The 22,313-nt window shown below is 61.2% G+C and carries 20 protein-coding genes, 1 pseudogene and 1 riboswitch; of the genes and pseudogenes, 14 read left to right on the forward strand and 7 right to left on the reverse strand.

The annotated features are described in order from the left end of the window. The 5 genes from BN871_RS16335 to BN871_RS29175 all read left to right on the forward strand — a co-directional run. Positions 1-1,267, forward strand: a 1,267-nt coding sequence (locus BN871_RS16335) for a transglycosylase domain-containing protein (RefSeq protein ID WP_048747380.1), incomplete at its 5' end; no start/stop codon positions are given. A gap of 123 nt (positions 1,268-1,390) precedes the next feature. Then, on the forward strand, positions 1,391-1,903 hold the full coding sequence (locus BN871_RS16340) for a phasin family protein (RefSeq protein ID WP_127509708.1): 513 nt from the start codon (positions 1,391-1,393) through the stop codon (positions 1,901-1,903). After that, entirely contained in the window at positions 1,903-3,624 is a 1,722-nt protein-coding gene (locus BN871_RS16345; RefSeq protein ID WP_048747402.1) for an AarF/ABC1/UbiB kinase family protein, read from the forward strand. Before BN871_RS16340 ends, BN871_RS16345 begins: the two co-directional genes overlap by 1 nt. 124 nt (positions 3,625-3,748) lie before the next feature. Further along, entirely contained in the window at positions 3,749-4,123 is a 375-nt protein-coding gene (locus BN871_RS29170; protein WP_232313122.1) for a LacI family DNA-binding transcriptional regulator, read from the forward strand. Between the two features lie 41 nt (positions 4,124-4,164). After that, positions 4,165-4,752 (forward strand): LacI family DNA-binding transcriptional regulator, encoded by a 588-nt coding sequence (locus BN871_RS29175; protein WP_232313123.1) that lies wholly within the window; start codon positions 4,165-4,167, stop codon positions 4,750-4,752. A 4-nt stretch (positions 4,753-4,756) separates the two neighbouring features. On the opposite strand, the gene BN871_RS16355 is transcribed toward BN871_RS29175, so the two are convergent. The 4 genes from BN871_RS16355 to BN871_RS16370 form a co-directional block, all read right to left on the reverse strand. Then, on the reverse strand, positions 4,757-5,839 hold the full coding sequence (locus tag BN871_RS16355; RefSeq protein WP_021879211.1) for a glycosyltransferase family 4 protein: 1,083 nt from the start codon (positions 5,837-5,839) through the stop codon (positions 4,757-4,759). A 6-nt stretch (positions 5,840-5,845) separates the two neighbouring features. Next, positions 5,846-7,069: a glycosyltransferase gene (locus BN871_RS16360; RefSeq protein WP_053086996.1), complete on the reverse strand. Its 1,224-nt coding sequence runs from the start codon at positions 7,067-7,069 to the stop codon at positions 5,846-5,848. A 154-nt stretch (positions 7,070-7,223) separates the two neighbouring features. Next, entirely contained in the window at positions 7,224-7,613 is a 390-nt protein-coding gene (locus tag BN871_RS16365) for a hypothetical protein (protein WP_048747384.1), read from the reverse strand. 220 nt (positions 7,614-7,833) lie between these two features. Continuing rightward, entirely contained in the window at positions 7,834-9,582 is a 1,749-nt protein-coding gene (locus BN871_RS16370) for a family 10 glycosylhydrolase (RefSeq protein WP_053086997.1), read from the reverse strand. A 623-nt stretch (positions 9,583-10,205) separates the two neighbouring features. Here BN871_RS16370 and BN871_RS16375 point away from each other — a divergent pair. After that, entirely contained in the window at positions 10,206-10,811 is a 606-nt protein-coding gene (locus tag BN871_RS16375) for an N-acetyltransferase (protein ID WP_048747385.1), read from the forward strand. Between the two features lie 86 nt (positions 10,812-10,897). Here the strand turns inward: BN871_RS16375 and BN871_RS29695 are convergent, their stop codons facing one another. Continuing rightward, complete coding sequence (locus tag BN871_RS29695) at positions 10,898-11,245, reverse strand: hypothetical protein (protein ID WP_048747387.1); 348 nt, start codon at positions 11,243-11,245, stop codon at positions 10,898-10,900. Next, on the reverse strand, positions 11,203-12,207 hold the full coding sequence (locus tag BN871_RS29700; protein WP_048747388.1) for a hypothetical protein: 1,005 nt from the start codon (positions 12,205-12,207) through the stop codon (positions 11,203-11,205). Before BN871_RS29700 ends, BN871_RS29695 begins: the two co-directional genes overlap by 43 nt. Positions 12,208-12,469: 262 nt before the next feature. On the opposite strand from BN871_RS29700, the gene BN871_RS16390 reads away from it, so the two are divergent. Then, entirely contained in the window at positions 12,470-13,369 is a 900-nt protein-coding gene (locus BN871_RS16390) for an AraC family transcriptional regulator (RefSeq protein ID WP_157053988.1), read from the forward strand. Positions 13,370-13,715: 346 nt separating this feature from the next. On the opposite strand, the gene BN871_RS16395 is transcribed toward BN871_RS16390, so the two are convergent. Further along, positions 13,716-14,264 carry a YwhD family protein gene (locus BN871_RS16395; protein ID WP_021879202.1) on the reverse strand — a complete coding sequence of 183 codons (549 nt, stop codon included), beginning with the start codon at positions 14,262-14,264 and terminating at the stop codon, positions 13,716-13,718. A 178-nt stretch (positions 14,265-14,442) separates the two neighbouring features. Here BN871_RS16395 and BN871_RS16400 point away from each other — a divergent pair, with 178 nt between their 5' ends. From BN871_RS16400 to BN871_RS16430, 7 genes and pseudogenes are all read left to right on the forward strand, one after another. Continuing rightward, positions 14,443-16,422, forward strand: coding sequence for a M1 family metallopeptidase (locus BN871_RS16400; protein WP_048747393.1), 1,980 nt, complete (start codon positions 14,443-14,445; stop codon positions 16,420-16,422). 27 nt (positions 16,423-16,449) lie between these two features. After that, on the forward strand, positions 16,450-17,280 hold the full coding sequence (locus BN871_RS16405) for a hypothetical protein (protein ID WP_021879200.1): 831 nt from the start codon (positions 16,450-16,452) through the stop codon (positions 17,278-17,280). Between the two features lie 350 nt (positions 17,281-17,630). Next, complete coding sequence (locus BN871_RS16410) at positions 17,631-17,870, forward strand: hypothetical protein (RefSeq protein WP_048747395.1); 240 nt, start codon at positions 17,631-17,633, stop codon at positions 17,868-17,870. Positions 17,871-18,108: 238 nt separating this feature from the next. Next, positions 18,109-18,271: riboswitch (cyclic di-AMP (ydaO/yuaA leader) on the forward strand. Positions 18,272-18,276: 5 nt separating this feature from the next. Continuing rightward, positions 18,277-18,780, forward strand: a complete 504-nt coding sequence (locus BN871_RS16415; protein WP_048747396.1) for a C40 family peptidase — start codon at positions 18,277-18,279, stop codon at positions 18,778-18,780. A 247-nt stretch (positions 18,781-19,027) separates the two neighbouring features. Continuing rightward, positions 19,028-19,687: a M15 family metallopeptidase gene (locus tag BN871_RS16420; protein WP_232313124.1), complete on the forward strand. Its 660-nt coding sequence runs from the start codon at positions 19,028-19,030 to the stop codon at positions 19,685-19,687. Between the two features lie 153 nt (positions 19,688-19,840). After that, entirely contained in the window at positions 19,841-21,901 is a 2,061-nt protein-coding gene (locus BN871_RS16425) for an alkaline phosphatase (protein WP_048747399.1), read from the forward strand. After that, positions 21,898-22,313: pseudogene (locus BN871_RS16430) on the forward strand (hypothetical protein); the annotation flags it as partial. The gene BN871_RS16425 and the pseudogene BN871_RS16430, both read left to right, overlap by 4 nt.

A 22,313-nucleotide genomic window follows, 5' to 3' on the forward strand; every position in this document is an offset into this window, starting at 1 on the left:
GGGCGGAACGGGCGGCGCGGCGCCCTACTTCCGCGACTACGTCCGCCAGACGGCCGTCGACCAGCTCGGCCTGGACGAGCATCTCATCAGCGAAGGCGGCGTCCGCATCTACACGACGCTGGACCCCGCGGCGCAGAAGGCCGCGGAGCAGGCCATCCGCGCCTCCATTCCGGGAAGCTCGCAGCAGCAGGCCGCTCTCGTCGCCATCGATCCCCGGACCGGCTATATCAAGGCGATGGTCGGAGGGCTCGATTACCGGAGCGGTCCGTTCAACCGAGCGCTCGCAAGACGGCAGCCCGGCTCGTCGTTCAAGCCGGTGCTCTATCTGGCCGCGCTGCAGAGCGGACTGACAGCCGTGACGCCGTTCACCAGCGCCCCGACCGTCTTCGCATACGACGAGGGACGCAAAAGCTATGCTCCCCGCAACTACAACGACCATTACACGGGCGGGCCGATCTCGATGCGCGACGCCATCGCGAGCTCCGACAACACGTACGCGGTCAACACGATCATGCAGGTAGGCGCGGACAAGGTGATCGCCACCGCCAGAGCTCTCGGCCTCAGCTCCCCGATGCAGCCGGTTCCGTCGCTCGCGCTCGGCACCTATCCCGTCAGCCCGCTGGAGATGGCATCCGCCTTCGGCACGCTGGCAGCGGGCGGCCTCCGGGCGGAGCCGGTGTCGATTCTGCGCATCGAGGACAGCAAGGGAGAGACTCTCTATGAGGCCCATCCCCGCCTCTCGAGAGCGGCAGCCGCTCCTTACGCCTATGTGCTGACCAGCCTCATGGAAAGCGTGTTCGAGACCGGAGGCACCGGCAGCCGCGTCTCGGGCATGATCCGCCGGCCGGTCGCCGGCAAGACCGGCACGACCGCAAGCGATGCCTGGCTCGTCGGCTATACGCCGGAGCTGGCTACCGCCGTATGGACCGGCTATGACAAGAACCGCCGCCTGACCTATTCGGAAGCCCATCGCGCCGCGCCGATCTTCGCTTCCTTCACGGAAAAGGCGCTCGAGGGAGTGACGCCGAAGCCGTTCATCGTTCCCGACGGGGTCGTCAGCGTCGCCGTCGATCCCGCGACCGGATTGAAAGCCGCCGCCGGCTGCTCCGGATGGAGGATGGAGCTGTTCGTGTCGGGCACGGAGCCTCAGGGCTTCTGCCGGGAAGAAGCTCCCTCCGGCAGCGAAGCGCTTCCGAAGCCGGAGCCCCAGGGCCGGCCCGCTGCCAAGGGGTGGCTGGAAGGCGTCCGCCGCTGGTGGCGCAGATGAAACGGCGGCGGCGGACGTCAATTGGATGATTAAGGGAGAGGGCTGGAGTATAATGAAAAGGAATGACCGGATGATCAGGCACGCGACTATGAAAAAGGCAGGTGTCGACGGATGAAAGATCTCATGAACAAAGCTTTTTCCCTGGGGCTGGGGCTTGCCGCCTCGACCCGGGAGCAGGCCGAGAAGCTGGCGCAGGAGCTCAGCGCCAGAGGCGACATGAGCAAGGCCGACTCCCAGCAGTTCGTCAGCAGCATGATCCAGCGCGGGCAGGAAGCGAAGGGCAGCCTGGAAACGTTCGTCCGCGAGCGCGTCAAGGCCGTCACCGACGAGCTCAATCTCGTCCACCGGGAGGAATTGCAGCGGCTTGAGAAGCGGATCGCCGACCTGGAGTCCCGTCTCGGCATTCCTTCGGAGCATGCCGCCGCGACGGCCCCGGGCAGCACGCAGCTGGAGCAAGGCGCCTATGAAGGGACCGGCAAGGCCGGACCCGGAGTTCCGCCCGTCGTCGATCCCGGACCCGGACATCCGGAGACATCCGGACACAGCTCCGTCTCCGCCGTGACGGACGAGGCGGCGGAACAATCCTCCCGTCTGCGGGAGGAAAGAGACTCGCTTCAGGACGGCAAAGAAGAATGATGCTCGGCCGCCGAATCCGCCATCTGCAGCGCTACAGGGAAATCCTGCTCGCCTTCGCGCGCAACGGGTTCGGCTACTTCGTGCGGGAGCTCGGCCTCCTGAAGCTCATTCCCCACTGGAGAACGGTGGAGGAGCCCTCCCATACCGCGGCAAGGACGACCGGAGAACGAATCCGGTCTTTTTTGCAGGAGCTCGGTCCCGCCTTCGTCAAGCTCGGACAGATCGCCAGCACCCGGCATGATCTGCTCCCGGCCGACATCGTCGAGGAGCTGCGGCAGCTGCAGGACAAAGTTCCCCCCTTTTCATTCGAAGAAGCCCGGAGGGTGATCGAGGAGGAGCTGGGCGCTCCTCTGGAATCCGTCTTCCTGGAATTCGGCCGCGAGCCCGTCGCCGCCGCCTCGATCGGACAAGTCCACTATGCAAGGCTGCTGTCCGGGGAGGAGGTCGCCGTCAAGATCCAGCGTCCCGGCATCCGCAAGATCGTGGACACCGACCTTGAAATCCTGCTCGATCTGGCCCGGATCGCGGAGAACCGGCTGCAGTGGGCAGCCCAATACCAGGCAGCGGAGCTGGTGGAGGAGCTCGCCGCGTCGCTGGCTGCGGAGCTGGACTACACGCTGGAAGGGCGCAGCGCGGAGCGGATCGCCGCCCAGTTCAAGGACAACCCGAGAGTGCGGGTGCCGGCCATATATTGGGATCTTTCCTCCAAGCGGGTCCTCACCATGGAATTCATGCGGGGCATCCAGCTGCATGACCGGGAGAAGCTGCGCCGGGAAGGCTACGAGCTGAAGGCGATCGCCGAGAGCGTCGCCGGCGTCATTCTGGAGCAGATTTTCGTCTCCGGCCTCTTTCACGCCGATCCCCACCCGGGGAACATCCTTGTCATGGAACGCCCGGAGGCCGCCCCCGGCAAGCCCGTTCCGGAGGCGGACAAGCAGAAGCCGGTCATCGGACTGCTCGACTTCGGCATGACGGGCCGGCTGACGCCGGGAATGAAGGGCCACTTCGCCTCGCTCGTCATCGCCCTGCGCCGCCAGAGCACCGATGGCGTCATCAAGGCGATCGACGAGATGGGGCTCATTCCGGAGGATGCGGACTGGCGGGAGCTTCGACGGGACGTAGACAAGCTCAGGGAAAAATACTACCAGGTGCCCTTCAGCGAAATCAGTCTGGGCGAGTCGGTTACGGATTTATTCCATGTTTCCTACAAGCACCGCATCCGGATGCCGTCCGATTTCATGCTGCTCGGCAAAGCCCTGCTCACGCTCGAAGGCGTCATCACCGCTCTCGATCCGGAATTCAGCGTTGTCAGCGTGGCGGAGCCGTTCGGGCGAAGGCTGCTGCTGGAAAGGCTGCATCCCGGGCGTCTGGCCGAGTCCGCAGCCGGCTATGCGATCGAATACGCCTCGCTGCTGAGCGAGATCCCCTCCCGCCTGCGCAGCCTTGGCCGCATCCTCATGCGCGGCAAGCTGCCGCTGGAGCTGGCGGTTCCCGACGTCGACCGGGTCATGCAGCGGCTCGACCGGATCAGCGGCAGGCTCAGCTTCAGCATCGTCCTTCTTAGCTTCAGCATCATCATGGCCGGCCTCATCGTCGGCTCCTCGCTGGGCCGCCAGCCCGGCCTGCTGTCCCGGATTCCGGCCCTCGAGATCGGCTTCGGAATCGCAGCGGCGATGTTCTTCTACATGCTGGTGTCCATCTTCCGCTCCGGCAAGAAATAATACCGCACGAAGCCCCTCGCGGCAGGCTGTACGCGAGGGGCTTTTTTTTTCATGCCGGAGAGGAGAGGAAATGAGCGCGCGAAGAAGCTACAATAGAGAAAAACAGGAACGGGAGGGCGCTTGGATGAGGGTGACGATTCAAGATATCGCCAATGCCGCCAACGTGGCGAAATCCACGGTTTCCAAGGTGATGAGCGACTCGCCGCGCATCTCCGATGCGACCAAGCAGCGGATCCGCGCCATCATGCGCGAAATGAACTATACGCCAAGCAGCCTCGCGACCCAGCTGGCCCGCCAGAGCAGCTTCAACATCGGCATGCTCGTCGATATGACCCAGCGCGAGGATTTCCTCAATGCATTCTTCTACAATATCATCGGAGGCGTGGAGAGCGTCATCGGCCCGCTCAGCTATGAGCTGACGATCTCGAACGTGCAGTACCACCAGAACGGGCCGAGCTATATGGAGAGGCTGGTGCGCAGCCGGCGCGTGGACGGCTGATCGCCAGCAGCGAGCTGCTCACCGCCGACAACACGGCCGAGATGATGGATCTCGAATTCCCGCTCGTCTCGATCGGCGAGAACGGAAGCAACGTACACTGGGTCGATTACGACAATCGGCGCGGCGGCTACATGCTGACGGAGCATCTGCTGTTGCGGGGCTGCTCCTCCGTCGCTTTCATCGGCGGCCACGTAGGAGGCAGCTTGTACGACAAACGCTTCAGAGGCTACCGCGATGCGCTATCGGCGGCCGGAATCGGATTCAACCCTGATTGGGTGCTGGAAGGAACCGCCGACGAGCATGGCGGGTATGACATGGCGGTTACGCTGTTGTCGGAAGGCAGCCGTACGGACGGCGTCGTCTGCATGAGCAACTATGCGGCTGCCGGCCTGCTGCGCGCGGCGGACAAGCTCGGCGTTCGGGTGCCGCAAGATCTTCTCGTCACCGCTTTCGACGATTATCCCCTGTCGGCATTCACCTCGCCTCCGCTTACCTGCCTTCACATCGACACGTTCGAGCTGGGCATCGAGGCGGGCAGGCTGCTCATGCAGCGGCTCTCCGATCCCGCCCTGCCGCGCCAATCGCGGCTGCTCGAGCCTAAGCTCATCGTCCGCGAATCGACGGGCTGACCTTTTATCCTTTGGGGGTCACCCCCATCATGCCGTGCAGCATGATCTGAAAGTTGGACACGTAGACCGTCCGGGAGAACTGGCTCCGGATATGCCTTGTCGCCCGGCTACGGATGCCTTCGCGCAGGCTCCTGTCGTCCATCAGCTTCAATGCCTGCTGGACCGCACCCTCGACGTCCCCCCGGGAGTACAGCTTGCCGGTGACATCATGGACGAGGAACCTGCGAATGCCGTCCGAATCCGTGGACAGCACCGGACAGCGGCATAACATCGCCTCGGCGACCGCATAGCCGAAGCCTTCCAGAATGGAGGTCGAGCAGAGAAATCCCCCCGAATCCCCGATCAAGCTCATATAGTCCGCCATCTGGCTATGGGGAATATTGGAGTGGCGGATCACTCTGGAGGCTCTCGGCGAGGTCGCCAGCCAATGCTGGAACGCCTCCTGCTCCGGGGCTTCGAACAGCGCCGCATCTCCAAACATCCACATTCGCAGGTCTGGCTTGAAATCCATGAGGCGCTCGCCGATGGCGATAAATTCCCTCCAGTTCTTGTTCGCCTCGATCCTCCCCACCCATCCCATGACGGGATATGGCGGCGGCGGATAGTCGCTGTAGCCGAAGTTCTCGGTATCCAGCGGATCGTCAAAGCAGAATTGGGGAATTTCCGGAAACCGGGATCTCATCAGGTGCTGCAAATGAGCGGTCTGGGGGTACAACAGCCCATCGGCATGCTGCCGGATCAGCGCCGTAAACGCCGTTATCGTGCTTGTCGCCGTTTCCAGCGTGCCCAGGCCCTGCACCTCATAGATCAGCCTGCCCCGATAGCCGCTTTGCCGGATTCGCTCCAGCGTGAAAATATCCGTACAAACGACGACGGCATCATACTGTTCGCGGAGGACCAGAGCCTTGACAGCCTCGGGATCTTTCAGTACGAAGGTGGGGATGTCACGGATGTTGCTGAATCCGTTCCCGTCGTGGGTATACAGGAGATGCACCTCATGCCCGGCTTCCATCAGCGCCTTGCCCCGAATCCGGTTGAGCGTCTCCATTCCCCCGCTTGGATTATAGAAGGTCAGCAGCAGTTTCATTCCCTCTCATCCTCCTGCGGCGATGATGCCGCCGATCAGTTGGCGAAGCCGGTCCGTGTAGAACAGCTCCAGAAATATATTCGGCTTTACCGTCGACGGGCCTGCCGTCAGCCGCGGGACGGCATTTCGGGTACCGATGGGGAAATAAAACGAGATGGCGTCCGGATTCTGATTGGCCCGAATGTATTCGAACAGGGCATCGACATCATGCGGCAGCGTAAAGGCATCTTGCCCCAGCACCATCACATACGGCGTCGTCACCTCTTGAAGGGCATGGTGGATAGCCGGCGTGACGCCGACCCCGGGCAAAAATTCGAATTTCGTCGTCGGATGGGAGAGCTGGGAAAGCACCGAAGCCGGCTGCCCGTCGTATGAAAGGTCGATGACATGGCAGCGGTAGTTGCTGTACGTCTGCTCATACAGGCTCTCCAGAGCCGTCTTCTCTTCCTCCAGAGCCGTCACGAGCGGGAACAGCACGGTCAGCTCGGGCTTGATTCCTCTGCGGGTGCGCGCCTGCAGCCGGGTCTGATGGAAGGCATGGCGCCATCTGCGATGCTGGGCCGGCGCCTGCAGCGATACCGAGATGCTGTGCTCCGAATTGACACGGTAATCGACCAGTTCGACCGGGATATGCCGGATGCGGCAATGATCGGTCAGGCGCAGCCAGAAGTCGTAATCCTCGACCGGCTCCATGCCATATCCGCCGATCATGCGGGCAAATATCGCCTTATACATGAACGACACCCCGACAATGCTCGATTCGAGCAGCTTCTCCTGCGGCTGCGCCTGGTATTGGCGCCGAGCAGCCAGCTCCGCTTCCGAAGAGATCACGTTGCCATGATCGTCGATGCCCCGGAAGGAGCTGTATACAAGTCCGAGCTCAGGCGGCCCCTTGGCAAGCTCCCGGCGCAGCACCTCCACAAAGCGGGGGTGATACACATTGTCGCTGGAAACCCAGGTCAGGTATACAATGGACGGGTCCTTGAACAGGATGTCGAACCCGGTGTTCAAGGCGCTTGCCACCCCTCCGTTGACCGGACATACGACGATTTCCACCCGTTTGTCTCCCTGCGTCCCGGCTCTTACAAGCGGTTCCATCTCCGGAGCGCCATCCACGACGATGACGAGGCGGAACCCTTTGCGGGTCTGGTTCCGAACCGAATGAATAGCCGCGCTGAGCAGCGCCGGATCCTGCTTGTAAACCGGCATGACAATGCCGACATCCGCCATCGCCCGCACCTCCCGTGGTCAATATCGCATCTTTCATTTTATGTAGCTCTCCCCCGTCTCATGTCGGTTTCCGGGGGAGGCTTGGCCTCCAGTCACGCAGACACAGGGTGTTAGCCGGAATATCCGGTGAAGTTGAAGCTTTCCGGTCCGACCCTCAGAATGCCCGCAACCGAAGAGGTGACGTACACGCTGTAGGTCGCCGCCGAGCTCGTCGACGCCCCGGAATCGGAGCCCTCGAGCTTATCGCCCGGGGGCCGACTTCCGCCGCCTGGATCGCCTGGTTGAGGGAAAAGACGTTCACGCCGGCAGCTGCGCTGGCCCCTCGAACCACATAGATCGAAACCATCGTATCCGCCGGCGTCGTCGGCTGCTGGAAGGTGACCACGCCGGAGAACTCGACCCGGATGAGTCCGGATGTGCCGGCGGACAGATTCAGCGTCTGCTGCGCGACCAGCTGAAGGACTCCCGCCGTCGGAATCGGGATGGACAGGGAGTTGCCGTAGCTCGCATTCTGCGATGCGCGTGAATCGAGGAATATCGTCATCTCTATCACCTCTTCTATTAACATAGCATTCCTCTCATCCTATGCCGCTAGATTCCGAAGTGACCTGGGCACCCGCCGCAAGCAGCTGCCCTTGCAGGCGCGCGGAGCGGGCCGGATGCACTCTCGCCTTCCGAGAAGCACGGCGCCGATCGCCCTCAGGGATGGAAAAGCCCGCATCCGTAATGGCGGATGCGGGCGGAAGATGGCTATAAGGGCCGGATCATTTCTTGGCCGAGGAGTAATAAGAGCGCAGGGCATCGCCCACTCCGAGCGGATTGCGCCGAAGATCCTTGGCGCTGAAGAACAGCTCTCCCGTCACGCTGCCGGTCAGCTGATCGTAATCCAGCTGACGGATGATTTCCGAGGAGCTTTGCCATCCCGCTTCGGCCGTTCCCAGCTTGTAGGGAGAGTGGCCGATATAGAGATCGACTCCAGTGCCCTTCACCGTTGCCGTCCACCACTCCGCAACCTTCTCGTACGGGGCGGTCGGATGCGCGAAGCTCCAATAGATCTGCGGCGCCACATAATCGAGCCAGCCCTGCCGCACCCAGAGGCGCACATCCGCGTACATGCCGTCATATGTGCTCGTGCCCGCCTTCGTATCCGAGCCCTCGGGATCGGCGGATTTGTTGCGCCAGACGCCGAACGGGCTGATGCCGAAGCGTACGGCGGGCTTTTGCGCATGGATGCTTTCGCTGAGCTGGCGGACAAAGGCGTTGATGTTGTCCCGCCGCCAGTCGGCCTTGCCCTTCAAGCTCCCGGCGCTGTACAGCTTATAGACGGCTTCGTCGTCGAACGAGCTGCCGGACGGATAGAAGTAATCGTCGAGATGCACGCCGTCGATGTCGTAACGGGTTACGACCTCCATGATGGCATCAATGATGGACTGGCGGGCTGCGGGTATGCCGGGATTGATGTAAGGCTTGCCGCCCGAGCTGACGATCCATTCCGGATGCTGGAGCATGATGCTGCCGGGATCCAGCTTCGTCGTGTCGGACGTGGTCGACGCCCGGAAAGGATTGAACCAGGCATGGAATTCCATGCCTCTCCGATGCGTCTCTTCAATCATGAAGGCCAGCGGATCGTAGTCCGGGGCCAGACCTTGCTTGCCGGTCAAATAAGAGGACCAGGGGACGAGAAGGCTCGGGTACAAGGCATCTCCCGACGGCCGCACCTGCACGAAGGCCGCATTCATCCCGAGCCGCTGCAGGTCGTCCAGCAGCTGCACGTATTCCTGGCGCTGCTTGGCTCCATCCTTGTACGAAGCCGTTGACGGCCAGTCCAGATTGTAGACGGTCGACACCCAGGCTCCGCGCAGAGGCGCCTGCAAGCCCGGGCCCGGAACGACCGTGCCGCCGCCGGGCTGCGAGCCCGAGCCGGAGCCCGGCTGGCTCCCCGTCCCCGTACCTGGCTGAGCTCCTGTTCCGGTGCCGGGGTCGCTGCCCGTTCCTGTTCCCGGCTGAGCCCCTGTTCCAGACTCGCCTCCCGGTCCGGCCGGGGAAGACAGCGAGATTTTTCGGCTGGAAGCGTTCCAGTCGACGCTCAGCCCTAGCTGTTCCCCGACAAATCTCAACGGAACCATCGTCCGGCTCTGCTTCGTCTCCACCGATGCGTCCAGCGATATTTTGGCGCCGTTCACGACGGCGTAGTTCTGTCCCATCCTCAGGGTGATGACGCTGCCCGACATGGAGATCCGGGCCGTCTTCTCTTTTGCGGACCAGTCGACGGTAGCGCCCAGCCCTTCGCTTACGACGCGAAGAGGCACCATCGTCACGTTGACCTTGGGCAGGATATACGGCGGGGCTTCACTCGCCAGCTGTTGTCCGTCCAGATAAATGCCGATGGCGGATGCCGCCGACGCATCGGCCTGCCACGCGCCCGGAACGAATGACGCTGCCGTTGCCGCGATCAAGGAGAGCGCCAGCTTCCTGCGGATGCTCCCTGCCGCTTCTGCTCGGTTGAACCTCATGTGAACGTCTTCATTCCTTCCTCTGTGCATACTTTTCCGCTGGTTCTTGCGAATTTGCATCAGACAGTTAGACGCCGGCTTGACCGCAATAGTTGCTTTAATCTTCCTCTTCATCCGAAGGAGGAAAACGGTCATATCCCGTAAAATGATGTAGAAACAGGCGATTTCACGGGGCAAAAGCCTAAATTCAGAGGAATTCAGCCTATAATTGAATATTCTGATTATTTAAATAATTGTAAAGATGAGGTATAATGAAATCACTCCACAGGGGAAGGGGATAGTCCAATGGAGACGGTTAGCGAAGCGTGTCCCGAAGCCGACGGCAATGCCGCCAGGCTGGCAAGAAGAGAGCAGCTGATGCTGCTGAGCGGGCATGCGGGTCCTGAAGTCTGTTGCGTACATGAACCGGTAATCCAATCTGTATGGAGAAAGCGAAATCTAAGAAGGAAGCAAGCGTCAGGTTACGCAAGCTGCTGGGAATGGAGTGTAAGCGTCTAATTGAATAGGAACTGGTTAAGCAGGAAATAGGGCTTTCGGTTGTCAGCGGACAAGCGAAAGCCCTATTTGTGCTTGAAGGGACTCAAGCGGGTATACTAAGCAGAAATCTGTTCAGGAGGCCGCAAATGCTCATGCTTACGTTGAATAATCTGGAGCATCCCCTCTGGCCCGCAGCCCGCCGGATCTACGAGGAAGCGTTCGCTCCGCACAGCCGCAAGCCGGAAGCGCTGATCCGCGCCATGCTGGAGCGAGGCCTTGCTCTCGTGCATATTCTCGCCGAGAGAGACGGCGGCGAGATGAGCCCCGTCGCCATCGCTCTCGCAGGCCCAAGCGGCGGCGGACGCGTGCTGGTCGTCGACTATCTCGCCGTCGATTTCAGACGAAGAGGCCATGGATACGGAACCCTCCTGCTCGCCAAGCTCGACGAATGGGGCGGACGGCATGCCGCCGGCGCGCTCGCGCTGCTGGTGGAAGCCGAGGCAGAAGCTACGGCAGACAACCGGCGCCGGATCCGGTTCTGGGAACAAGCCGGCTTCCATGCTACGGGGTATGTCCACCGCTATATCTGGGTGCCGGAGCCGTACCGAGCCCTCTACCGTCCGTTCTCGTCCGGCAGCGGCCTGAGTCGGGACCAAGAAGCGCTGTTTCTGGAAGGCGACGGCCAACAGCTGTTCCGCTGGATATCCGACTTCCACCGGCGCTCGTACAAGGGGTTCAAGGAAGAGGACTGATGGAGGAATGCGTACGGGTCAAGCTTGCTTGGGCAAAGGGCCTTCTGCGCCTCATCCGCCCGCTTGCTCCAACCGCCCCCCTGCCATCAGGCAAACGCCGGCAGGAGGTCGGCATGCGCCTCCAGCATCCGGTCCAGCGCTGCATAAGCCGTCTCCTTATCCTCGATAGCCGGATCCAGATCGACTGCCTTGCGGGCAAGCTTCCGGTCTCCGGCAACCGCGGCTTGAGCTACAAGCTCATGCACGTCGGAGAGCTGGCGGATGACTTCCGCCAGCGCAGGCGGCAGTTCCGGAAGAGGCTCGGCTTCCAGCTTGCCGCCGCGAACTCGGACCGGCACCTCAACAATTCGTTCCGGCGGCAGCTCCTGAATCGCATGGCCATTGGCGACGTTCAGAATGTCCAGACGCCCGTCGCTTCCCGCGGCGAGCGACAAGGCGAGACCAACCGGATGCTCCCAGCTGCCGTGTCGGAAGATGCCGGAGTCCTTGGCGTCGAGCGTGCCTGCGGCGATTGCCCGAAGCTCCTCGAGCCGAAGGCTGCGTTCAGCGGCCGAGCCGTGATAAGGCGGCTCCTGGGGATACCGGATTCCCGGCTGTACGGGCAAATACTCGGCATGATGATCGACAGCCCCCCGCCGCCACCGCCCCCGTACTGCCCGAGCCAGCGCTTCATGACGTCCAGCTCCCGCTGCAGATCCTCGTCCAAGCCGCTCCAATCCCCGTGTTCCACGAAGCTCCTCAGCTCCGGCAGCAGATCCGCTCCGCTCTGCTTGTCCTTCATGGAGAGCACCCAGGCGAAATGGTTCAGGCCTCCGGTGACGATGTCCACCTCATGCGGCTTCCTGCCGATCAGGCCAGGCAGCAAGCCATAGCCTTGCCCGCTGCGATGGGCGATGTTGCAAAATCCGGCGACCCCGACCGAGCTGAATCTCGCCACGGCCGTCACGACTCGCGGCATCGGATTCGTGACATCGAGCAGCAGGGCTGCGGGGCAGAGCCGTTCCATGTCCCGGGCCAGCTCCATGGCCATGGCGATGGAGCGGAATGCTCCCAGCATGCCGCCAAGTCCCCCGCATTCCCGAGCCTGGTCGTCCAGTCCGAATTGCTTCAGGATATCAAAGTCCATCTTCCAGCGAAGCGCTCCCTGCGGAGCAGCAGAGAGGATGACGAAGTCCGCGCCCGGCAGCGCCTCTTCCCTGTTGTCCGTCTCCGAGACGAGGAGATCGACCCCGTGCTGCCGGGCAAGAGCCCGGCCCGCTCCTGCCATCGCGGCGGCCGCCTCCAGATTCAAGTCCACCAGCACGAGCTCTCCCTCCATGCGATGCTTGACGATGCAGTCTTCGAGGACGGTCGGTGCAAACACGAAGCTGCCTCCTCCGATCAGAACGATTTTCATCCCGCTTTGCTCCTTTGGACGGCTTCGATACTTGCGGCGCCGGACAAAATGCCGGGCTTGCCGCAGAAGTCCGTTCTTCTATATTGTAGAGAGAAGATCGGCAGGGACGGAATAACCATCCCGGCTCATCGCCAAGCTATTGTTAGCCAAAACGGACATTCCCTGCGGACGCAGCCGCCGCGTATACGGGGTGGAAGCACTCGCGGCGGGAGGTTCGCGCCGCCTATATCCATTCCTGCAGGATGAAAAGGAGCTCGGCCATTTGGAAACCCGCGATTACCGCCCTTTTATGCTGGAGAGCCTGTCGGAACGGCTGTACCTGTACGGGCTGCAGGTCAATAACGTCCGGCAAGGATTCACCAGTCTGCGGCATGTGCATCACCGGATGGTGGAAGTGAACCTGGTTCTGGAGGGAGTCCAGGAGGTCATTGCCGGCAAGGATTCCTTCCTTCAGCATCCGGGAGATTTCGTGCTGATCCATCCGGGGCAGATTCACGAATTCCGCAGCGCGGGCAGCGGCAGCCTCACTTATGCCGTGTTCCACCTGCAATGCGATGATCTCGGCCTGACCGAGCTGCTGGAGCGAAAAAACAAAGTCCTGTATTCCGCCGGTTCCAGCCTCGCTCTCGAGCTTGCGCCTAAAATGGACAGGCTGCTCAACGAAGCTGCGGAACAAGGCTCCCGCCTCGCCGTCCTCGGCGAGGCATGCGCCATGATGGCCGCTGCGGAGAAATCTCTGCGGCTTGAGCCGGACCGCCAGGATTACGGACGGGAAGCCCTTGCCGGACGGCTGGCGGCCGAAATCGAAGGCGCGCTTGCCCAGGCATGGGACGGCGAATCCGGCATGCCCCGGATCGAGACTCTCGCTTCCCGCATCGGCCTCAGCAGCCGCCATGCCGGCAGGCTGTTCCGGGAGGTGTTCCACATGTCCCCGGGCCGCTATCTGGCCATGCTCCGCGAGCAGGAGGCGATGCGCCTGCTGGCCGCAACGCCGGCTGCGGTGGAGGAGATCGCGCATGCGGTCGGTTACCGCGACGTGCAGAGCTTCAGCCGCCAGTTCCGCAAATGGACGGGTCAAAGCCCGTCCGGGTTCCGCCGTGCCGCCGGAGAAGGCGCCGCCCACTATTTGACGCCGCTGAGCCGCCGCGGCATGGAGGGATAATAGGCACCCACCCAGCCTCCCCGCACTCAGGCCGGAGCGACGCTTCGGCCTAAAAGGCTTGCAGCTGTCAGCTGCAAGCCCTTTTTAAGGATGGAGAAGTTATTTATGGATCAGTTTCCTTATCAGCCATATAAGAAGGACAATGAACACTACCAGCACGAGCATGCCGCTGAACCCGAATCCGCTAAAGATACGAACCCCCCTCTCGTAAGATGATTCACCCTTCCTTCCCATTCCTTCCCGTATAACCCATTTCCTGCTCACAGGAGAAAATGAGCCCGACAAAAAAACCTCCGCAGCAGCCGCTCGAAGCGGCCGACGGAGGTTGGATGAGAAGCCTGGATGCTCAGCCTTCCAGCTGTTCCTTGAGCGCCGCGGGGGAATTCTCCCACCACTCGGCGTTGTTCTCGATCAGCAGCTTTTTGAGCGCCTGCTTGTCGGAAGCCGGCAGCTCCTCCAGCATGAACCGGCGCTTGATCGCATAGTCCAGGTTGTTGACATGCTGGGCGAGAATCTTCCAGCCGCGGCGGATTTCCGGATCAACCGTCATCGGACAGGCTGTCGCTCCCGCGTAGTAGGAGCCCTCGTCGTCGCGGTCGACGGCTACCCACACGATCCAGCACGGACGGCCGTTCGGAACGGCTTCCTTGTCCGTAAGGAATTTGATGCCCTTCTCTATCTTGCTCTTCGCATGAATCGCGCCGTTATCGATATAAGCCTCGCCGCCGTCGATGATGACCGAGGATACGCGGCTGAGATCGATCGTTCCCGCTCCGAAGCCGCGATGCTCCTTGCTGCTCACGACGTTGAGCGACAGCGAGCGCTTGCCCTTGGCCGGCTGCGCCGCTTCTCCCTCCGGGCTGCCCGGGGATGGCGTTCCTTGATTTTCTTCCATTGCTGATCCCTTCTTCCGTGTGAATAATGAAGTCCAAAATGGCTATAAAAGCCCGTCAAACCGCTAGCTGGCGGGACGGGCCGGGAGTTCGTCCGGATAAATTCCATTTTAGCTAATAATCAGGCAAAAGCAAACATATACATGCCTTAGAAGCTTGTCAACGGGAGGGAACCGGTCCATGGCCTCAAGCCGAACTTGCAAAACACTGCTGCTCGCCCTGCTCTTCACGTCATCTCTTCTCGCCCCGTTCCAAGGCAGCGGACATCACGGACTTACTTCTTATACATATGCCGCTGCCGCTGCCGGAAATGAACCCGGCGTGGAGCCGGCGGCCGAGAGCTCTCCCGCCCCGGAGCCGGAAGCGGAGCCGCTGTCCCGAAGAGTGACCAACTACCAGATCCAGGTCAAGCTGAGCGGACGCACGCTGACCGGGACGGAGACGGTCACCTGGAAGAATCCCGGACGGAAAACCGTGTCGGACATGTATGTCCATCTGTATCCGAATGCCTTCTTGTCGGATAAAACCACGTTCATGAAGGAATCCGGCGGAAAGCTCCGGGACGACAAGGCGACGGCCGGCAGCACCGGCTACATGCGTCTCGACTCCTTCAAGACGGAGGACGGAGAGAGCCTCCTGCCTCGGGTCCACTATGTGCAGCCGGACGACGGCAACAAGGACGACTACACGCTGGCCAAGCTCAAGCTGCCGCAGCCGGTCGCTCCGGGCGAGGAGGTCACGCTCCAGATCGGCTTCACCGTCGGGCTTCCCGAGGTGTTCGCCCGCATGGGCTATTCGGGGGATTTCACGATGGCGGGGCAGTGGTTCCCCAAGATCGCGGCCTACAACACGACCAGCACCGGCACGCGCAGCGCGGAAGGCTGGAACGTGCACCAATACCACGGCAACTCGGAATTCTACAGCGACTTCGGCGTGTATTCCGTCAAGATCGAAGTTCCCGCCGGCTACAAAGTCGCTGCCACCGGCGTCCAGACGAAGCTCGAAGCGGCCAAGGGCGGACAGCAATATACGTTCTATGCCGAGGACGTGCATGACTTCGGCTGGTCCGCCTCGCCCGATTTCCTTTACAGCGAGGAGCCTTTCTCCGCTCCCGGCGTTCCCGGAGTCCGCATCAAGCTCTATCTCGACCCGCTGCACAAGGAGCAGAAAGAGCGTTACATGCACGCCGCCAAATCGGCCCTGGCCAAATACGCCCAGTGGTACGGCAGCTACCCGTACAGCACTCTCTCCATCGTCGTTCCTCCCAAAGGGGCCAATGGCGCCGGCGGCATGGAATATCCGACGCTCGTGACCGCATTCGCCGCCGAGACGGACAATCCCGGCTACAGTCTGGAGCGGACGGTCGTGCATGAGATCGGCCATCAGTACTGGTACGGCATGGTCGCCTCCAACGAGTTCGAGGAAGCCTGGCTGGACGAAGGCTTCACCTCCTACTCCGAGGACAAGGTCATGGAAAGCGAATACGGAGTGGAGCCCCGCACGGCGCTGGAAGCGAGCTACGTCACCGATCCGGCCCCGCTCAAGCTGCTTTCCTGGTCGTTCGGCTCGCACAGCCGGTATGCGGACAATGTCTACAGCCGCGCCAAGCTGGTGCTGACCGGCATCGAGAACCGGGTCGGCACAAACATCATGAGCAAGATCATGCGGACCTATTTCAACCAATATAAATTCAAGCATCCGACCACGGCGGACTTCAAGAAAGTCGTCGAGCAGGTCAGCAAGCAGAACTGGGACGACTACTTCAGCCAGTTCGTGTACGGAGGCGAGATGGCCGACTATTCAGTCGCCTCCATCCGCGTCTCCAAGGCAGCGGACTCCGGCGCCTCCAAAATGTACGAGTCCGACGTGCTCGTCAAGCGGGGCGGCGGCGTCTACGGTCCGGTTCCGGTCACCTTCAAGTTCGCCGACGGCTCTACGGCCTCCCGCACCTGGGACGGGGTGGAATCGGATATGCTCTACAAGCTGACCGCTCCCTCCCCGCTGCTCTGGGCCGCGGTCGATCCGGACCGCACCAACGTACTGGACAACCGGCAGATGAACAACTTCCTGAAGGCCGAGGCTCCCCGCAAGCAGGAGGTCCGGATCAGCCTCGGCATCGTGAAGGCGCTGGAATGGATTGCGGGAGCGTTCGCCTGGTAGCGGCCCGAAGAGAGGAGAGTCTCAAACGTGTCTACTTATCTCAAGCAAGGGTGGCGCCTGACGATCAAACATCTGCCTGTGGCCGTCGCCCTGTTCCTGTACCGGTTGTTGTGGGGATTTTTCCTCTACCGTTATGTCGACTCCATTATCGGACCGCTGCTTCGGCGGTATCCCGGAGCGAACGAGCCTTCGCAAGGGGCGGATGCCTTGTTCTGGGCGGAAGCCCAGTTCCGGCTCATGAAGACCGATCTCGCCCAGCCGTTCCTGTGGACGCTGGCCGCCCTGCTCCTCTCCCGCATGATCGTCACGCCGCTCATCAATGCCGGCCTGTTCTATTCCATTCACCATGCGGCGGCGGGACATGAAGGCGGCACCCTATTCCTTCAGGGCATGCGCAAGGCATGGAAGCCGGTCCTGCTTCTCTATTGGGCGGAAACGCTTCTTGCCGCCGCTCCTCTCTGGTGGCTGGGCTCCCGGGCATGGGATGTAGTCAGGAACGGCTCCTCTCTGCAGGAAATCGCCGTCAGCATCTTGCCTTGGGCGGCAGCGTGGCTGCTGTGGATCGGGATTCTGCATCTGCTCAGCCTCTCCCTCCAGTTCGGAGCGGTATCCAGGCTCAAAGTCTCGGCGTCCGTGTCGGGCGCCTGCAGACGGCTGCTCCCGATGGCGGGCCTCAGCCTGATCCTGCTCCTCTTCTCCGGCGTCATCGGGGCCGGCTTCAGCGCCGCAGCGATGGGATGGGCCGGATTGGCCGCCCTCGTCATCCAGCAAGCCTATCATCTGGTCCGCACGCTGCTCGACTTGTGGCTGCTGACATCACAGTACGCTTGCTGGGAGGATTCGCGTTACATTAGTTGACAAAGCGATAATTCCATCGTACAATTGTGAAAATTCTCTGACAATTAGGACTTGTTTTCAAAGAGCGCCTGCCGGTTTAATAACTTCTCAGGCATTCGGGAATCCTATCGTTCCGCTCGATTCACAGATATCGAATCCCGGCGTTCGGCAGACTGACGGGCTCCCGCTCCCCATCCGCTGTCTGCCTCCGGATGTGACGGGCATCGACAGATGCAAGCGATGAAAACAACGAATGGGCATGCTGTAAGCGCAGTTTACCGCACACACAATCGCCGGCTCTCTCGGAGCCGCCCCCATACATCGAACAGCAGAATAGAGAAAATAATCAAACCAGAGAGGAAAATCGAACGATGACCGAACAAATTCAAGCTTATTATGAAGAGCTCCACCAATCCACCGCCGAGCTGCTTTACCGTTTTGAGCATTACGACCTGAACCCCAACGCCGGCAAGGCCCTTGAGGCGATCAGCAGCGAACACGCCCGGCTCAGCCCGGATGCCGGCAGCCTGCAGGAGGAAGCCCTGATGAAGCTGGTCGGAATGAGATCCCGGCTGCTTACCCTGATGGAAGACGTCCTTTATACCGTTTGATCCAGCCGCGGAATCAGGCAAGCCCCGCCTTCTCATGGAGAAGGCGGGGCTTTTTTGGACTTGCAGGCCACGGCGCAGAAATCGGGACGAGTCGCCAATATCATCTGCTGCGGGGAGAATAGCTCCCCTATAAACAGCGATGTAAACGCTGTCCTCATCCCTTTGAAACATGAGAATTATTAGAAAATGTCGTTTTCGGAAGGAGAAGCGGCGAAAAGCAAGAATATGTCTTCCAGTATCATTCAAAATGCCGAATTCCGTTGAACATGGAAACGGGGGAACCACTTTCCGGGTGAATTGATTTTGGGCGTCGCCAGTCATTCTCACGCATGCCGCAGGAATCATAGGGAACCTTCAACCGAACCCCACAGCTAACCTCGTAGGCTCTGGAAGGAGCAACTCAAGCTTGAAGAAGAAAGCAGCAAGCCTCATCCTCGGAATCTCTCTGCTGTTCACTGCAGGCGTAGGCAGCGCAGCGGCTGATTCCAAAATGGACGGTGTCATCAGCGATCTCGTCGGCACGCCGTACAAGACGGCCGGAACGACGACGAGCGGATTCGACTGCTCCGGATTCACGTCCTATGTATTCAAGCAATTCAAGATCTCCCTGCCGCATTCTTCCGCTTCCCAAGCAGGCTTGGGCAAGAAAGTCGCGAAGGCCGATCTCAAGGCGGGCGACCTCGTGTTCTTCAATACGAGCGGCCGCGGCGTCTCGCATGTCGGAATCTATGTCGGGGACGGCAAGTTCGCCCACTCCTCGTCGAGCAAAGGCGTCATGATCAGCAGCCTGAGCGATTCCTACTATACGAAGCGTTACGTGTCCGCACGCCGGATCATGGACGACACCAAGTACGAAAAATACGCCGACGATCCAGCCGATACGGTTGACGGCAGTCCCGATGTGGACTAGCCTGTCCTGAATCCGGATCCCCCCTTGCGCAAACCGCAGCAGCCGGCCCTTCGGGGCGGCTGCCAGCGGTTTGTTTGCTTTTTGGACTTGTCGGCGCCAAGGCGGCTGCAATTTCCAGCCCATTCCTTTCCTTACCCCCGCTGATCCAGCTGGAAACGGATTCCATGCCGATCCGCCGTTTCCTGAAGCTTTTTTTCCTTTCCGCTCGTATAAGCTTGAACAATGCGAACGAGCAAAGGAGACCTTCATGCAGCAAAGCCCCATGACGGGCGGACAAAAGGGCCGCAGCCCCAAGTCCGCAGGCCGGACTCAGACCCGGCGCAGAAACGGCCTCGGCTGCCTGCTGCTGGCCGCAGGACTTGTACTGGCAGCCGCAGCCCTGTTCAAGCTGGAGAAGCCGCGCCTGTTCGACCGGGTCGTCCCTCCGGGACTATACCGGGAGGTGCCTCCCGTAACGCAGCTGCATCCGGTGCTCGACCGGAAAAAGGACGAGCTTATCTCGCTGGCCGCCGCCAAAGGCATCAAAGTCGTCATCACCGACGGCTTCCGCAGCTCGGCGGAGCAGGATGTCCTGTACAGCAAAGGCCGGGAAGGCGGAGGCTCCATCGTTACCCATGCCCGCGGCGGAGAATCCTACCACAACTACGGTCTGGCGATCGACTTCGCTCTCAAGGACCGCACAGGCGATATTATCTGGGATATGGAATACGACGGAAACAAGAACGGCAAAGCCGACTGGCTGGAGGTCGTAGCGATCGCCAAGAGTCTCGGCTTCACATGGGGCGGCGACTGGCCCCAGTTCCCGGACAATCCCCATCTGCAAATGGATTTCGGCTATTCGATCTGGGAGCTGAAAAACGGAAATCGCCCTCCGGAGGATGGAAACGCGGGCGAGGAGAAGAACTAGCAGCCGAATGGATGCATGCATGAAAACGCCTTGCGGCTTCGCAGGCGTTTTCTTCATTTTACCAATTATTCATAAATCGTTAGCACCTGCTTAATCATTCTCTCTTACGCTGTGGAAGTGCATTCATTTCTAGTAGCGGAGGGGTTTGGGGAGATGAAGAAAGGAAAAGCAGGAAAAATGCTTCTCGGAGCGGCGCTTGCGAGCGCCATGGCAGCAGGAGGAATCGGAATGGCCGAGCTGACTCCGGCTCCTGCGGCGGCAGCCGAAGCGGCCGCGACGGCCAAAGCGGCGCCGTCCATTTACGTGGCTCCAATCCATAATGCCAAGTTCCTGGCGGGCAGCAAATTTGATTTCCGCGTGGAATTGAACGACTGGACCGGAAACGCCTCGGCCGTCAGCATCCAGATCAACGGCAAAAGCGCGGAAGCCTTTTTCGGCAAAAGCTTCGAGAAAACCAGCACCGCCTCAAGCTCCTCCTTCATGATCCGCGGCGTTACGCTGGACAAGCCGGGCTCCTACACCGTTAAGGTGACGGCCGGCTCCTTGTCCCGCACGGTCTCCTATGAAGCGGTGACCACCTCCGCAGCCGGCAAGAAGGCGAAAAACATCATCCTCTTCGTCGGGGACGGCATGTCGCAGCCGAGCATCACCATCGCCCGCGCAATGTCCAAGGGCTTGAGCGAGGGCAAGTACAACGGCCTCATGGAGATGGACAAGCTGGAGCAGCGCGCCGTCGTCACGACCTCCGGCATGGATTCCATCGTCACCGACTCGGCCAACAGCGCCAGCGCCTACAATACCGGCCACAAATCCGCCGTGAACGCCCTCGGCGTCTATCCGGACAATACGGAAAGCTCGCTCGACGATCCGCAGGTCGAAACGCTCGCCGAGATGCTGAAGCGCACGCGCGGCATGTCGGTCGGCATCGTCACGACCTCGGAGATCGAGGACGCGACGCCGGCCGCGGTCGTCTCCCATACCCGCCGCCGCTCGGACAAGCCGGAGATCGCCGACATGCTGCTGAAGCTTCAGCCTGAAGTCGTCATGGGCGGCGGATCGGCCTACTTCCTCCCGAAATCGGTTGCCGGCTCCAAGCGCAAGGACGAGAACGATCTCATCAGCGGCTTCGAGAAAGCCGGCTACAAATTCGTGGAGAGCGCCTCGGGGCTGAAAAGCTCCGGAACGCCTTCCAAGCTGCTCGGCCTGTTCCATACCGGCGACATGAACGTCTACTACGACCGCTCGACCAAAAACACGGCGGCGCTCAAGTCGTTCACCGACCAGCCGAATCTGTGGGACATGACCAAGAAAGCGATTGAGGTGCTCAGCAAGAACGAGAACGGCTTCTTCCTCATGGTCGAAGGAGCCAGCATCGACAAGCAGCTGCATACGATGGACTGGGAGCGCTCCGCCTACGATACGATCGAGATGGACAAAGCCATCGGCGAGGCTCGCCGCTACGCGGACGCCTCGGGCGACACCCTCGTCCTGGCGACGGCCGATCATGCCCACTCCGCCAGCATCGCCGGCACCTATTGGGAAGGCGACGGCAAGACGGGACGCGAAGCCGTACGCACCTATGAGCAGTCCAAGTTCCCGACCTACACCGATTCCGACAAGGACGGCTTCCCGGATACGCCGGATGTCGACCGCAAGCTCGCCGTCGTCTTCGGCGCCACGCCGGATTATTACGAGGACTACAAGTTCAGCTCCGTTCCCCAGGCTCCGGCCGTCCTCTCCGGAGATGCCTATATCGCGAATCCGGGAACGCTGGCCAATCCGGACGCCCCTGACAAGGATAAGTACCTCCATACGGGCACGCTGCCGAAATCCGAAAGCGTCGAGGTCCACTCCGCCGACGACGTGCCGCTGATGGCTCACGGACCGGGCTCCGAATATTTCAAAGGCACGCTGGACAATACCGAGGTGTTCTTCGGCATGGCGCAGGCGCTCGGCCTGAGATTGGACGGCAGCAAGCCGGACAAGCAGACCTGGATCGAGCTGGACGGCTTCCTGAAGTCCGTCGGAGGAAGCACTTCCTATGATGCCGCCAAAAACGTCACCTTCGTAAACGCCGGAGGAAGCAAGCTCGTGCTGTATATGGACAAGGGCATTGCGAAGAAAAACAACAAGCCGGTGCCGCTGAAATTCAAAAGCGAGAACGGCAGGCTGATCGTTACCAGCGATTCGCTGCTGGCTTCCCTCGGCCAATGAGGAGCCGCCCGGCAACACTCTTCCGTCCGGTCCCGCTGCTTGCGGGACTGACGGCGGCCGGGCTGCTGCTGGCCGGCTGCGGAACCAAGGCTCTCCCTTCAGGGGGAGAGCCTTCTTCCGTTTCGGCCGGCATCGGCGAGGCGGCGAAGGCGCCGGCGGGTGCCGACATCGGCGAGGCAAACGGGCCGAACGAAGCGCTGCCTGCTTCGGAGCCGAATGAAGGGTACGGAGATGAAGGAGCGCCGGCAGCGAGCCAAGCGGCTCCGAAAACGGACACGGCGGCCGGGAGTGCGGACCTCAGCAGCACAAGCGGCGAAACCGAGCAGGCGCAGAACAGCGAGGCCGGAAGCGCTGCCGGAGACTCGGTCGATGCAGCGGCAGGAACCGCTYGSTGCCGGCGGCAAGGCAGGCC

Source organism: Paenibacillus sp. P22, assembly GCF_000469945.2.
In the GTDB taxonomy this organism is placed as follows: domain Bacteria; phylum Bacillota; class Bacilli; order Paenibacillales; family Paenibacillaceae; genus Paenibacillus_O; species Paenibacillus_O humicus.

Excerpts from the sequence above, each read along its gene's own strand:
- BN871_RS16340 (WP_127509708.1), top strand. The coding sequence starts at position 1,391 with ATGAACAAAGCTTTTTCCCTGGGGCTGGGGCTTGCCGCCTCGACCCGG.
- BN871_RS16345 (WP_048747402.1), top strand. The coding sequence starts at position 1,903 with ATGCTCGGCCGCCGAATCCGCCATCTGCAGCGCTACAGGGAAATCCTG.
- BN871_RS29170 (WP_232313122.1), top strand. The coding sequence starts at position 3,749 with ATGAGGGTGACGATTCAAGATATCGCCAATGCCGCCAACGTGGCGAAA.
- BN871_RS29175 (WP_232313123.1), top strand. The coding sequence starts at position 4,165 with ATGATGGATCTCGAATTCCCGCTCGTCTCGATCGGCGAGAACGGAAGC.
- BN871_RS16355 (WP_021879211.1), bottom strand. The coding sequence starts at position 5,839 with ATGAAACTGCTGCTGACCTTCTATAATCCAAGCGGGGGAATGGAGACG.
- BN871_RS16360 (WP_053086996.1), bottom strand. The coding sequence starts at position 7,069 with ATGGCGGATGTCGGCATTGTCATGCCGGTTTACAAGCAGGATCCGGCG.
- BN871_RS16365 (WP_048747384.1), bottom strand. The coding sequence starts at position 7,613 with ATGACGATATTCCTCGATTCACGCGCATCGCAGAATGCGAGCTACGGC.
- BN871_RS16370 (WP_053086997.1), bottom strand. The coding sequence starts at position 9,582 with ATGAGGTTCAACCGAGCAGAAGCGGCAGGGAGCATCCGCAGGAAGCTG.
- BN871_RS16375 (WP_048747385.1), top strand. The coding sequence starts at position 10,206 with ATGCTCATGCTTACGTTGAATAATCTGGAGCATCCCCTCTGGCCCGCA.
- BN871_RS29700 (WP_048747388.1), bottom strand. The coding sequence starts at position 12,207 with ATGAAAATCGTTCTGATCGGAGGAGGCAGCTTCGTGTTTGCACCGACC.
- BN871_RS16395 (WP_021879202.1), bottom strand. The coding sequence starts at position 14,264 with ATGGAAGAAAATCAAGGAACGCCATCCCCGGGCAGCCCGGAGGGAGAA.
- BN871_RS16400 (WP_048747393.1), top strand. The coding sequence starts at position 14,443 with ATGGCCTCAAGCCGAACTTGCAAAACACTGCTGCTCGCCCTGCTCTTC.
- BN871_RS16410 (WP_048747395.1), top strand. The coding sequence starts at position 17,631 with ATGACCGAACAAATTCAAGCTTATTATGAAGAGCTCCACCAATCCACC.
- BN871_RS16420 (WP_232313124.1), top strand. The coding sequence starts at position 19,028 with ATGCAGCAAAGCCCCATGACGGGCGGACAAAAGGGCCGCAGCCCCAAG.
- BN871_RS16425 (WP_048747399.1), top strand. The coding sequence starts at position 19,841 with ATGAAGAAAGGAAAAGCAGGAAAAATGCTTCTCGGAGCGGCGCTTGCG.